Annotated in this window: 10 protein-coding genes and 1 pseudogene; 9 read left to right on the top strand and 2 right to left on the bottom strand. The window is 64.5% G+C overall.

Features of this window, described 5'->3' with window-relative positions; all coding sequences use genetic code 11:
- Both OR16_RS32815 and map read right to left on the bottom strand, forming a co-directional pair.
- Nucleotides 1-2,230 (bottom strand): [protein-PII] uridylyltransferase (locus tag OR16_RS32815; RefSeq protein ID WP_006163110.1); only part of this gene is annotated, 2,230 nt, incomplete at its 3' end.
- A gap of 67 nt (nucleotides 2,231-2,297) precedes the next feature.
- Entirely contained in the window at nucleotides 2,298-3,146 is an 849-nt protein-coding gene (gene map, locus OR16_RS32820) for a type I methionyl aminopeptidase (protein WP_272942892.1), read from the bottom strand.
- 383 nt (nucleotides 3,147-3,529) lie between these two features.
- Between map and rpsB the strand changes: the two genes are divergently transcribed.
- From rpsB to bamA, 9 genes and pseudogenes are all read left to right on the top strand, one after another.
- Nucleotides 3,530-4,273, top strand: coding sequence for a 30S ribosomal protein S2 (rpsB, locus tag OR16_RS32825; RefSeq protein ID WP_006163112.1), 744 nt, complete (start codon nucleotides 3,530-3,532; stop codon nucleotides 4,271-4,273).
- Nucleotides 4,274-4,536: 263 nt separating this feature from the next.
- A complete protein-coding gene (gene tsf / locus OR16_RS32830) occupies nucleotides 4,537-5,415 on the top strand; it encodes a translation elongation factor Ts (RefSeq protein ID WP_006163113.1) in 879 nt (292 codons plus the stop codon).
- A 304-nt stretch (nucleotides 5,416-5,719) separates the two neighbouring features.
- Complete coding sequence (gene pyrH / locus OR16_RS32835; RefSeq protein WP_006163114.1) at nucleotides 5,720-6,430, top strand: UMP kinase; 711 nt, start codon at nucleotides 5,720-5,722, stop codon at nucleotides 6,428-6,430.
- A 120-nt stretch (nucleotides 6,431-6,550) separates the two neighbouring features.
- Nucleotides 6,551-7,111, top strand: a complete 561-nt coding sequence (frr, locus tag OR16_RS32840; RefSeq protein ID WP_006163115.1) for a ribosome recycling factor — start codon at nucleotides 6,551-6,553, stop codon at nucleotides 7,109-7,111.
- Between the two features lie 53 nt (nucleotides 7,112-7,164).
- The gene (locus OR16_RS32845; RefSeq protein WP_043422078.1) at nucleotides 7,165-7,938 is read left to right on the top strand and encodes an isoprenyl transferase; all 774 of its coding nucleotides are present in this window, start codon (nucleotides 7,165-7,167) and stop codon (nucleotides 7,936-7,938) included.
- Nucleotides 7,939-7,974: 36 nt separating this feature from the next.
- Nucleotides 7,975-8,681, top strand: a pseudogene (locus tag OR16_RS32850) (phosphatidate cytidylyltransferase).
- A gap of 11 nt (nucleotides 8,682-8,692) precedes the next feature.
- Nucleotides 8,693-9,871, top strand: a complete 1,179-nt coding sequence (gene ispC, locus OR16_RS32855) for a 1-deoxy-D-xylulose-5-phosphate reductoisomerase (protein ID WP_006163117.1) — start codon at nucleotides 8,693-8,695, stop codon at nucleotides 9,869-9,871.
- Nucleotides 9,872-10,007: 136 nt separating this feature from the next.
- Nucleotides 10,008-11,399, top strand: coding sequence for an RIP metalloprotease RseP (rseP, locus tag OR16_RS32860; RefSeq protein ID WP_006163118.1), 1,392 nt, complete (start codon nucleotides 10,008-10,010; stop codon nucleotides 11,397-11,399).
- 95 nt (nucleotides 11,400-11,494) lie between these two features.
- On the top strand, nucleotides 11,495-12,468 hold a 974-nt coding region (gene bamA, locus OR16_RS32865), incomplete at its 3' end, for an outer membrane protein assembly factor BamA (protein ID WP_423739703.1).

A 12,468-nucleotide genomic window follows, 5' to 3' on the forward strand; every position in this document is an offset into this window, starting at 1 on the left:
GCGCGATGATGTCACGGTAGTTGCCGCTGGCATCGCTGCTGATGCCGGGGTCGGTCACCTGGAAGGTATCCAGCGCATAGCCGTGGCGCGTGGTGTGGATCTTGGCTTCCTGGATGGAAAAGCTCTTGCGCTCGAAATAGCCGCAGATGCGCGCGAATACGTCGGGCTGGTCCTTGACGTAGACCGCCACCTGCAAGCCTTCGCCCGCGGGCGACAGGCGCGCCTTGACCACCGGTACCGGGCTGTCCACCTTGTTGTACAGGTGCCGCGTGAGCCAGGCGATGTCGCGCGCATCGTGGCGCAGGAAGAAGGCCACGTCGAGCTGGGCCCACAATGGCTTGCCGAGTTCAGGGTCGAAAGCCTTGAGGCGCAGTTGCGCGATGGTGTCGTCCTTGCGCTGCGCCCACAGCGAATGCGGGTCCACGCGCGCGCCGCCCAGCACGCGCAGCGTGATGCGGTAGAGGTCTTCCAGCAGCTTGCCCTTCCACGCGTTCCACACCTTGGGGCTGGTGCCGCGGATATCGGCCACGGTCAGCAGGTAGAGCGCGGTCAGGTAGCGTTCGGTGCCGACCACGCGGGCAAACGCATGGATCACGCCCGCATCGGTCAGGTCTTGCTTCTGCGCCACGTGGCTCATGGTCAGGTGGTGCTCGACCAGCCAGGCGATCAGGTCGGCATCCTCGCGCTCGATGCCGTGCTGCCGGCAGAAGCGGCGCGCATCTGCCGTACCGAGCTTGGAGTGATCGCCGCCGCGGCCCTTGGCGATGTCGTGGAACAGCGCCGCCACCCACAGCACCCAGGGGCGGTCGAAGGTGGCCATCAGCTGGCTGCAGAAGGGGAACTCGTGCGTGTGCTCGACGATGGCGAAGCGGCGCATGTTGCGCACCACCATCAGGATGTGCTGGTCCACCGTGTAGACGTGGAACAGGTCGTGCTGCATCTGCCCGACGATGCGGCGGAAGTTGATCAGGTAGCGGCCCAGCACGCTGGTCTGGTTCATCAGGCGCAGCGCGTGGGTGATGCCCTGCGGTTCCTGCACGATGGCAAGGAACAGGCGGCGGTTCACCGGATCGTTGCGCCAGCTCGCGTCCATCACCGTGCGGGCGTTGTACAGGCCGCGCAGCGTGCGGGGCGACAGGCCCTTGACGCCCGGGGTACGCTCGTACACCAGGAAGGTTTCCAGGATGGCGTGGGGCTCGCGCTCGTAGAGATCGTCGCTGGTGATCTCCAGCATGCCCTGGCGTTCCACGAAGCGCTCGTTGATGACGCGTGTCACCTTCGATTCGCTGGGGAACAGCATGGCCTCGATATTGAGCAGCAGCACGATATTGAGCTGCGTGACCGCCTTGGCCGCCCAGTAATAACGGCGCATCAACTGCTCGCTGGCGCGCTTGTTATTGTTCTGCCGATAGCCGAAGGATTCGGCCAGCGCGGTCTGCAGGTCGAACACCAGCACGTCCTGGCGGCGTCCTGCTACCAGGTGCAGGCGGGCGCGGATGGTCTTGAGCAGGCGCTCGTTGCGGGCGAGCTCCTGCGCTTCGCGCTCGCTCAGCAGCCCGCGCTCGAAGAGTTCTTTCCAGCTATCGCCGAGGCCGGCCGCCTTGGTCATCCACAGGATCACCTGCAGGTCGCGCAGGCCGCCGGGGCTTTCCTTGCTGTTGGGTTCGAGCGAGTAGGGCGTGTCCTGGTACTTGGCGTGGCGCTGGCGCATTTCCAGCAGCTTGGCCTGGAAAAAGGCGCGCGGGTCCAGGTCGGCCTGGTAGCGCGTCTGCAGCTCCGTGAACAGCTGGCGGTTGCCCGTCAGCAGGCGCGCTTCGAGCAAGGAGGTCTGGATCGTTACGTCCTGGCGCGATTCGCGGATGCAATCGTCCACCGTGCGCACGGCGGAGCCGATCTCAAGCCCCAGGTCCCAGCACAGGCCGATGAACTTCTCCAGGCGGCAGGTGGTGTCCTCGCCGGGCTCCGAGGGCAGCAACAGCAGCACATCCACATCGGAGAACGGGAACAGCTCGCCGCGCCCATAGCCACCCACCGCCACCAGTGCGCTGTCATCCGGCAGGCCCAGGCCGCGCCAGGCTTCGACCAGCGCGGTATCGACCGCGCGCCGCAGGCGCGTCAGCAGCTGGCCGACATGCCCGTGCGCGGTGAAGTCCGCGAACACGGCTTGCTTGTCGGCTTTCAGCTGATCGCGAACACGGGTGGCGAGGATGATTTCCGGCGTGGCGTCCATGGCTAGGGCTTGGGGCATCGAAGGGACGGCTGAAAAAAGAAGGGCGCCAACTTTGGCGCCCGTAGCGTCAGGCTGCAACAGAATCCGTAACGAACGACGGCGGCGCCGGCGTGCCTGCGGAGACGGTGAGCACGTCGTAGCCGGTTTCGGTCACCAGGATGGTGTGCTCCCACTGCGCGGACAGGCTGCGGTCACGGGTCTTGACGGTCCAGTGGTCGGGCATGGTGCGGATATCGCGCTTGCCGGCGTTGACCATCGGCTCGATCGTGAAGATCATGCCGGGCTGGATTTCCATGCCGGTGCCGGGGCGGCCATAGTGCAGGATCTGCGGGTCTTCATGGAAGTTCTTGCCGATGCCGTGGCCGCAGTATTCACGCACCACGGTATAGCCGGCGGCTTCCGCATGGACCTGGATCACATGGCCGATATCGCCGAGGCGGGCGCCGGGGCGCACTTGGGCGATGCCCTTCCACATGCATTCGAAGGTGATCTGCGCCAGGCGCTTGGCCAGGATCGAGCCCTCTCCGGCAATGAACATGCGGCTGGTGTCGCCGTAATAGCCTTCTTTGGTGATGACGGTGATGTCGAGATTCACCGCGTCGCCGGACTTCAGCACGCGCTCGCCCGGGATGCCGTGGCAGATGACGTCGTTGACCGACGTACAGATGGCACCGGGGAAGGGCGGGTAGCCCGGCGGCGCATAATTGAGTGGCGCGGGTACTGTACCCTGCACATCGCGCATGTAGGCGTGGCACAGCCGGTCGAGTTCGCCGGTGGTGATCCCCGGCTTGACGAAGGGCGTGATGTAGTCGAGGACCTCGGAGGCCAGCCGGCAGGCTACCCGCATTTGGGCGATGTCGTCGGCGTTCTTGATATGGATGCTCATGCTGCTCGCAAAAAGTGGCGGCGAAGCCACGGGCTGCGCCTCAAATTGAATCTCAAAGTGGGATTATCGCACCATCGGGCACCAACCGCAGCCGAAAACGGGCTTCGCCATCGATGGGCCCCCGCTTTCCATGGCGATTGGCCCCTTGAGCGAAGCCCTGTTTTGTTGCTACAATCGCTGGCTGGCCTTCTTGTGGCTACCTGGCACGCCCGTATGGACGCCCATATGGCGCGCTGGTAGCGGCTCGCGGGCCGGACAGCTACCGCTTGGTGGCTGCTGTATTGGCGGGTGCCTGGCGCCTGTCAAATACAGGGAAGTACAAAGTTTTTGAAATTGCGAGTCCGTCCATCCGGGGTGTTCCTTTTCAGGAATGTCGGGGCGGACTTCAGACCTAACCCTTTTGGAGATTTTTCATGTCCGTTACCATGCGCGAAATGCTGGAAGCCGGTTGCCACTTTGGCCACCAAACCCGCTTCTGGAACCCCAAGATGGCTCCGTTCATCTTCGGTCACCGCAACAAGATCCATATTATCAACCTCGAAAAGACGTTGCCGATGTTCCAGGACGCGCTGAAGTACGTGCGTCAACTGTCAGCAAATCGCGGCACCGTGCTGTTCGTGGGCACCAAGCGTCAATCGCGCGAAATCCTGGCTGAAGAAGCAGGCCGCGCTGGCATGCCTTACGTCGACGCCCGCTGGCTCGGCGGCATGATGACCAACTTCAAGACCGTCAAGATCTCGATCAAGCGCCTGAAGGACATGGAAGCCGCCAAGGAAGCTGGCGCGCTGGAAACCATGAGCAAGAAGGAAGCCCTGATGTTCGAGCGCGAAATGGACAAGCTGCAAAAGTCCATCGGCGGCATCAAGGACATGGGCGGCGTGCCTGACGCCATCTTCGTGGTCGACGTCGGCTACCACAAGATTGCCGTGACCGAAGCCAAGAAGCTGGGCGTGCCCGTCATCGGCGTGGTCGATACCAACCACTCGCCGGAAGGCATCGACTACGTGATCCCGGGTAACGACGACTCGAGCAAGGCAGTTGCCCTGTACGTGCGCGGCGTGGCCGACGCAATCCTGGAAGGCCGTGCAAACGCCGTGCAGGACGTGGTTGAAGCCGCTCGCGGCGGCGACGATTTCGTCGAAGTCGACGAAGCCTAAAGGCTCGCTGCCGAAAGGACCCCGCACCGCGCGCATCGCAAGCTGACACTTCATCGCTAGCCAGCCGGCCCATGGGCCGGGGCGCTGCGCGCAGCCGGGGCTTTCCGGCAATCAAGGGGGCGAATTTACGCCCCCTTTTTTCGAATTGTTGTCATCCGCCCCTGGCATGATCTGGCGCGGGTGAAGTTGAACCTGCCTCCGGTCCCGGATTGCGTCACATCGACGGCGCGATAGGGCGGGGCGAACCATTCAAGGAGTGACAAATGGCGGCAATTACCGCAAGCATGGTGGCAGAACTGCGCGCGAAGACCGACGCGCCGATGATGGAATGCAAGAAGGCCCTGACGGAAGCCGAAGGCAACCTGGAAAAGGCTGAAGAGCTGCTGCGCGTCAAGCTGGGCAACAAGGCTAGCAAGGCCGCTTCGCGCGTGACCGCCGAAGGCGTGGTCGTGTCCTTCATCGAAGGTACCACCGGTGCGCTGGTGGAACTGAACTGCGAAACCGACTTCGTGTCGAAGAACGATGACTTCATGGCGTTCTCGAACAAGGTCGCCGAACTGGTCGCCAAGCAGAACCCGGCCGACGTGGCTGCGCTGTCGGCGCTGGAAATCGACGGCGTGACCGTCGAAGCCACCCGTACCGCCCTGATCGGCAAGATCGGCGAAAACCTGGCGATCCGCCGCTTTGCCCGCTACGCCAACGGCGGCAAGCTGGCTGCTTACCTGCACGGCACCCGCATCGGCGTGATGGTCGAGTTCGATGGCGACGAAACCGCCGCCAAGGACGTGGCCATGCACGTTGCCGCGATGAAGCCGGTGTCGCTGTCGTCTGCCGACGTGCCCGCCGACCTGATCGCCAAGGAACGCAGCATCGCCGAGCAGAAGGCTGCCGAATCGGGCAAGCCGGCCGAAATCGTCGCCAAGATGGTCGATGGCTCGGTGCAGAAGTACCTGAAGGAAGTGTCGCTGTTCAACCAGACCTTCGTGAAGAACGACAAGCAGACCGTCGAGCAGATGCTCAAGGCCGCCAACACCACGGTCAAGGGTTTCACCCTGTACGTGGTCGGTGAAGGCATCGAGAAGAAGCAGGACGACTTCGCCGCTGAAGTGGCCGCCCAGGTGGCAGCTGCCCAAAAGGCCTGAAGTCCTGGCGGCCAGGGTGCCCGGTAGGGTGCCCCACCGGTCGCCGTATAATGCCGAGGGGCACCGCAAGGTGCCCCTCGGCACAAATGACCGCGTCGCGCTTACCCGTGCGGCGCGGGCGTGGTAGCCCGTTTCCGCAGTCGTCTGACCTGCCGTGCTTCAAACGTATGTCTGTTCCGCGTTTGCCGTGCAGGAGCCAGGCCACCCCGAAAACCGGCTTTTATAGCGGCGGCACGCCGATCCGTGCCGCCTGCCTTCAAATATCCGGCTCAACAGAACGAGCCGAACCAGCTCCGGGATCAATATGCCAGCCTATAAGCGCGTCCTACTGAAATTGTCCGGCGAAGCCCTGATGGGCGACGATGCCTTCGGCATCAACCGCTCGACCATCGAGGGCATGGTCAATGACATCGCCGAGATCGTGAGGCTGGGCGTCCAGGTCGCGGTGGTGATCGGCGGCGGCAATATTTTCCGCGGCGTGGCCGGCGGGGCAGCGGGCATGGATCGCGCCACGGCCGACTACATGGGCATGCTGGCCACCATGATGAATGCGCTGGCCCTGCAGGACGCCATGCGTCACGCCGACATCGTGGGCCGCGTGCAGTCGGCCCTGCGCATGGACCAGGTGGTCGAGCCTTACATCCGCCCGCGCGCCATCCGCCAGCTGGAGGAGGGCAAGGTGGTGATCTTCGCCGCCGGCACCGGCAATCCGTTCTTCACCACCGATACCGCTGCTGCCTTGCGTGGCGCGGAAATCGGTGCGGAAATCGTGCTCAAGGCGACCAAGGTGGACGGCGTGTACACCGCCGACCCCAAGAAGGACCCCAGCGCCACGCGCTACACCACCATCTCCTTTGACGAGGCGATTTCGCGCAACCTGCAGGTGATGGATGCGACGGCATTCGCCCTGTGCCGCGACCAGAAGCTGCCGATCAAGGTGTTCTCCATCGTCAAGCCGGGTGCGCTCAAGCGCGTGATCCTGGGCGAAGACGAAGGTACGCTGGTGCACGTATAAGTGCTGTACCAGGCGCTGACGCGCTGCCGCCGAAGGTGGCGGGCGTGCCAGCAAAGAGTAGAATGATTCATTTTCGATCCCGCCGTCCGGGATCATGATTACCCGTTTTCGGAGGTAAAGATGAGCGTCGCCGACACCAAGAAGAGCGTCGAGCAGAAAATGCAAAAGACCATTGAAGCGTTCAAGGCCGACCTGGCCAAGATTCGCACTGGTCGTGCGCATACGGGTCTGCTCGACCACGTACAAGTGGATTACTACGGCTCCCCGGTGCCGATCAGCCAGGTGGCCAACGTCGGCCTGGCCGATTCGCGTACCATCAGCGTGCAGCCGTGGGAAAAGAAGATGGTCAGCGCCATCGAGAAGGCCATCCGCGACGCGGACCTGGGCCTGAACCCGTCGACCATGGGCGAGACCATCCGCGTGCCCATGCCCATGCTGACCGAAGAGCGCCGCAAGGAGCTCGCCAAGGTCGTCAAGGGCGAGGCCGAGGGCGCCAAGATCGCCGTGCGCAACCTGCGCCGCGATGCCAACGAACAGTTCAAGAAGCTGGTCAAGGACAAAGCCATTTCCGAGGACGACGAGCGCCGCGGCCAGGATGAGGTCCAGAAGCTGACCGACAAGTTCGTTGCCGAGATCGACAGGATGGTTGCCGAGAAGGACAAGGAGATCATGACGGTGTGACGCAAAGTGCGGCGGCTTGCCAGCCGCCGCTGTGTCCGGTACCGTTTCCCATCATGCATCACATCAGTTCCACGCTCAGCGTCCCCGACTCCACCTATGTGCCCCGCCACGTTGCCATCATCATGGATGGCAACGGCCGCTGGGCGACCAAGCGGCACCTGCCACGCGTAGCCGGCCACAGCCGTGGCCTGGATGCCGTCCGGGCCGTGGTGGAGGCCTGTGCCGCGCGTGGCGTGCAGTACCTGACCCTGTTCGCGTTCAGTTCCGAGAACTGGCGCCGCCCGGCGGACGAAGTCTCGTTCCTGATGCGGCTGTTCATGACCGCGTTGCGCCGCGAGGTGGTCAAGATGCACGCCAACAATATCCGGGTGAGGGTGGTCGGCGACCTGAGCCGCTTCAGCCCGCGTATCCAGCAGCTGATCGCCGACGCCGAGGCGCGCACGGACGGCAACACCGGCCTGACGGTGACTATCGCCGCCAACTACGGCGGCCGCTGGGACCTGCTTCAGGCCATGCGCAAGATGCTGGTGCGCTCGCCCATGCTCGATCCAGAGTCCGTTGACGAATCCATGCTCGCGCCGCACCTGGCCATGGCCTACGCGCCCGAGCCGGACCTGTTCATCCGCACCGGCGGCGAGCAGCGCATCAGCAATTTCCTGCTGTGGCAGCTGGCCTACTCCGAACTCTATTTCACCGACGTGTTCTGGCCGGATTTCAGTCCCGCCGAACTCGACAAGGCGTTTGCCTCGTACCGGCAGCGCGAGCGCCGCTTCGGTCGTACCAGCGCGCAAGTGGTGGCACCACCCGGCCTTTCCGGCACAGCCTGAAGCCGTTTTCCTTTTTTCACTGGAATCCCGCAGCGCATGCTTCTTACCCGTGTCATCACCGCCGTATGCTTGTTGCTGCTGATCTTGCCGATCTTGTTCCTGGCACCCCCGTCGGCGCTGGCCGGCCTGGTGGCGGTGATCGTTGTCCTGGCGGGCTGGGAGTTCGGTCGCCTGATCGGGCTGCGCGGCGTCTGGCCTTATGTCTATGCGGTGGCCTGCCTGGTCGCCCTGATCGGCTGGCATGACGCCGCCGACCGCCAGGCTCTGACGCGCCTGCTGCAGATCGGCGTGGCCTGCTGGGGGGTGGCCGTGGTGCTGCTGGCGCGCGGCGTGCGCCAGGCCAGCCCGTCCTTTACCTTGCTGGGAGCCATTCTCGGCTTGTTCATGCTGCCTGCGTTCGGCCATGCCACCCTGATTCTGCGCGAGCTGGGCATCGGGGTGCTGCTCTCGGCGGCTGGCTGCTGGTGCTGCTGATCGCCCTCGGGCTGGCCGCCACCCAAGCTTTTTCCCCGACCTGGTTCTCTCGCATGGCCGACCATAGCGGCCTGGCCGTCGTGGCGCTGCTGTCGACCCTGCTGGTGGTTGCCAGCGTGGTTGGCGATCTCTTCGAGTCGTTGCTCAAGCGCCAGGTTGGCATGAAAGACAGCAGCCGGCTGTTGCCCGGCCATGGCGGCGTGCTCGACCGGATCGACGCGCTATTGCCCGTGTTTCCGCTGGCCGCGTTGTTGGCCATCTATCTTTGAGTTGATCTGATATGCGTCGTATTACCGTCCTGGGTGCCACCGGCTCGATCGGGGAAAGTACGCTTGATGTGGTCAGGCGCCACCCCGAGCGCTATGCCGTCCATGCGCTGACGGCGCACCGGCAGGTCGACAAGCTGGCTGCGCAGTGCCGCGAGTTCCGTCCGGCCCACGCCGTGGTCGGCACCGCCCAGGCCGCGTCCGAGCTGGAGGCGCTGCTGCGCGCGGACGGCATCAAGACCGGGGTGGGCTACGGCGAAGCGGCGCTGGAAGCGGTGGCGGTCGATTCCGCGGCCGATTCCGTGATGGCGGCCATCGTCGGCGCCGCCGGGCTGCGTCCCACGCTGGCCGCGGCGCGGGCGGGCAAGCGTGTGCTGCTGGCCAACAAGGAGGCGCTGGTGATGTCGGGCCGGCTCTTCATGGATGCCGTGCGCGAGCACGGCGCCACGCTGCTGCCGATCGACAGCGAGCACAATGCCATTTTCCAGTGCCTGCCGGCGGACGATCCACGGCTGGGCGCGGGTGTGTCAAAAATCCTGCTGACGGCTTCCGGCGGCCCGTTCCGGACCCGGGACCCGGCCACCTTGCATGATATCTCGCCGGACGAGGCCTGCGCCCACCCGAACTGGGTGATGGGACGCAAGATCTCGGTCGACTCCGCCACCATGATGAACAAGGGGCTGGAGGTGATCGAGGCGCACTGGCTGTTCGCCGCGCCGGCGGAGCGCATCGAAGTGCTGATTCACCCGCAGAGCATTGTGCATTCGATGGTGTCCTACGCCGACGGCTCGGTGCTCGCCCAGCTCGGCAACCCCGACATGCGCACACCGATTGCCTACGGGCTGGCCTATCCCGAACGCATGTATGCTGGCGTGTCCCCGCTGGACCTTACCCGTGCCGGCGCGTTGACCTTCGAAACCCCGGATCTGGCGCGTTTTCCCTGCCTGGGCCTGGCGTTCGACGCCTTGCGGGCGGGCGGGACAGCTCCCGCCATCCTGAATGCCGCCAACGAAGTTGCCGTCGAGGCGTTCCTGCAAGGCCAGATCCGTTTTACCGACATCGCGCGCATTGTGGCACAGGTGTTGGCGCAGGCCTCGCCGGGCAGCGTCGACACGCTGGAAGGCGTGATGGACGCCGACCAGGACGCGCGCCGCCGCGCCGGCGCCTTGCTGGAAAGCGTGCGTTCGTGCTGACGCCGGTGGAGGCGCCGGGATCGGCGACAATAGCGGCGCACCGGCTCCAGGCCGGCGCACCGCTTGCCAGGCCTCGTGCCCGGTGTCTTCTTTGTGCCATCGGGGCGCTTTAGCCCCTGACGAAAAGCTGCCTGCCATGCAAACCGTAATTGCTTTCGTCGCCGCCCTTTGCATCCTGATCTATTTCCATGAGATGGGTCACTACCTGGCCGCGCGCCTGTGCGGGGTCAAGGTGTTGCGCTTCTCGATCGGTTTCGGGCGGCCGCTGGTGCGCTGGGTGTCCAAGGGGCGGGACCGTACCGAATGGACCATCGCCGCGATTCCGCTCGGCGGCTACGTCAAGATGCTCGACGAGCGGGAGAGCGATCCCGGCCACGATGCGCCGGTCGATCCCGCGGACCTGCCACGCGCCTTCAACCGTCAACCGGTGGCCAAGCGCTTCGCGATCGTGGCGGCCGGGCCGCTGGCCAACTTTGCCCTGGCCATCGTGCTGTATTTTGTGTTGTTTGCCGGTGGCATGCGTGAAGCCGCGCCCATCGTCGCGGCGCCGCCTGCCGATACCCCCGCGGCGGCGGCGGGCTTGCGCGAGGGCGATCGTGTGCTGATGCTGCAGGCCAACGGCGAGACCGAGCAGGTGCGCTCCTGGAACGACCTGCGCATGGCCGTGTTTGCCCAGGGCTTTGGCGACGCCAGCGCGGTGCTGCACGTGCGCGCGGCCGATGGCGCCGAGCGCGATGTGAAGCTGCCGCGGCTACCGAATACCGGCGGCAATCCCGAACAAGACCCGCTTGCCACGCTCGGGCTGGCCCTCAAGGGCGGTCCGGTCACGATCACCGAAGTCCTGCCGGATTCCGCCGCGCAACGCGCCGGCCTGCGCCAGGGCGATCGCGTGGTGGCCTGGCAAGGACGGGCGCTGAACCAGGCTGGGGAGTTGATCCGCGGGGTCAGGGCACAGCCCGGCGCCGAGGTCACGCTTGGCATCGAGCGCGATGGCCGGCGCCTGGATGTGCCCGTGAAGCTCGATACGGTCCCCGCGGCGCAGGGCGCCAGCGCGGCAGCCGCCGCCACCGGCAAGCTGGGCGCCGCGTTGAGCCAGGCGGTCGAGATGGAAACTGTGCGCTACCAGCCAGTCGAGGCGCTGAGCCGCGCGGTCGGGCAGGTCTGGAGCACCAGCGCGCTCTCGCTCAAGCTGCTCGGAAAGATGCTGGTGGGGCAAGCTTCGCTGCAGAACCTGAGCGGCCCGCTGACCGTGGCGGACTACGCGGGGCGTGCCGCCCACCTCGGCTGGCAGCCCTTTGTCGGCTTCCTGGCATTGGTCAGTGTTAGCCTCGGTGTATTGAATTTGTTACCTATTCCGGTATTGGATGGGGGGCATTTGCTGTATTATTGCGTTGAATTTTTGACTGGCAGGCCCGTACCAGACCACTGGCAGGCTGTGCTGCAGAAGGTCGGCATTGCCTGCGTCTTGCTCCTGACTTCGCTCGCCTTGTTCAACGACGTCAGCCGGCTGTTTTTTTCGCGCGGCTAGACATAGGTTGCCGGCTGCGGCGTGCGGGTGTCACTGACACCCCGCGCCTGCCGAGCCAAGGCGCAGCCCCGTGAAGCATCGGAGCCCAATCCTGCATGGAATCAAAGAGGGGATCAAGATTGATCAGACATAAGCGCATCTCGCTGGGCGTGCTGGCGAGTGCCATCATCGCGGCCTGGACCCCAGTGAGTTGGGCCGCGGAGCCATTCGTCGTCAAGGACATTCGTGTCGAGGGCCTGCAGCGGGTCGAGCCGGGTACGGTGTTCGGTTACCTGCCGGTCAAGGTTGGCGAGACCTTCAGCGACGACAAGGGCGCGGACGCCATTCGTGCCCTGTATAACACCGGGTTCTTCAAGGACGTCCAGATCCGTTCCGAGGACGGCGTGCTGGTGGTCCAGGTCGAAGAGCGTCCCGCCATCTCCCAGCTCGAGTTCGTCGGCATCAAGGAATTCGACAAGGACACCCTGCGCCGTTCGTTGCGCGCGGTGGGCGTGGCCGAGGCCCGGTACTATGACAAGGCCCTGATCGACAAGGCAGAGCAGGAGCTCAAGCGCCAGTACGTGGCCCGCGGCTACTATGCTGCCGACGTCCAGACCACGATCACCCCGGTCGACCGCAATCGCGTGTCGGTGGTGTTCAATGTCGACGAAGGTCCGGTGGCCAAGATCCGCCAGATCAATATCGTCGGCAACAAGGCCTTCAAGGAGGGCGCGCTGCGTGACGAAATGCAGCTGTCGACCCCGAACTGGCTGTCCTGGTACACCAAGAACGACCTGTATTCCAAGCAAAAGCTCACCGCTGACCTGGAAGCCCTGCGTTCGTACTACCTGAACCGCGGTTACCTCGAGTTCGCGATCGAATCGACGCAGGTGTCGATCACGCCGGACAAGAAGGACATTTTCCTGACGCTGAACATCAAGGAAGGCGACCAGTACAAGGTGTCGGACATCCGTCTGGCGGGCGAATTGCTCGGCAAGCAGGCCGAGATGGAAAAGCTGCTCAAGCTGCAAAAGGGCGAAGTCTTCTCATCCGAGAAGCTGACCCAGAGCACCAAGGCCATCACCGACCT

The organism is Cupriavidus basilensis OR16, from assembly GCF_000243095.1.
Classification (GTDB): Bacteria; Pseudomonadota; Gammaproteobacteria; order Burkholderiales; family Burkholderiaceae; genus Cupriavidus; species Cupriavidus basilensis_D.

What these genes read in the sequence shown, in the direction of transcription:
- rseP (WP_006163118.1), top strand. Translation starts at nt 10,008, where the DNA reads ATGCAAACCGTAATTGCTTTCGTCGCCGCCCTTTGCATCCTGATCTAT.
- rpsB (WP_006163112.1), top strand. Translation starts at nt 3,530, where the DNA reads ATGTCCGTTACCATGCGCGAAATGCTGGAAGCCGGTTGCCACTTTGGC.
- frr (WP_006163115.1), top strand. Translation starts at nt 6,551, where the DNA reads ATGAGCGTCGCCGACACCAAGAAGAGCGTCGAGCAGAAAATGCAAAAG.
- ispC (WP_006163117.1), top strand. Translation starts at nt 8,693, where the DNA reads ATGCGTCGTATTACCGTCCTGGGTGCCACCGGCTCGATCGGGGAAAGT.
- tsf (WP_006163113.1), top strand. Translation starts at nt 4,537, where the DNA reads ATGGCGGCAATTACCGCAAGCATGGTGGCAGAACTGCGCGCGAAGACC.
- pyrH (WP_006163114.1), top strand. Translation starts at nt 5,720, where the DNA reads ATGCCAGCCTATAAGCGCGTCCTACTGAAATTGTCCGGCGAAGCCCTG.
- OR16_RS32845 (WP_043422078.1), top strand. Translation starts at nt 7,165, where the DNA reads ATGCATCACATCAGTTCCACGCTCAGCGTCCCCGACTCCACCTATGTG.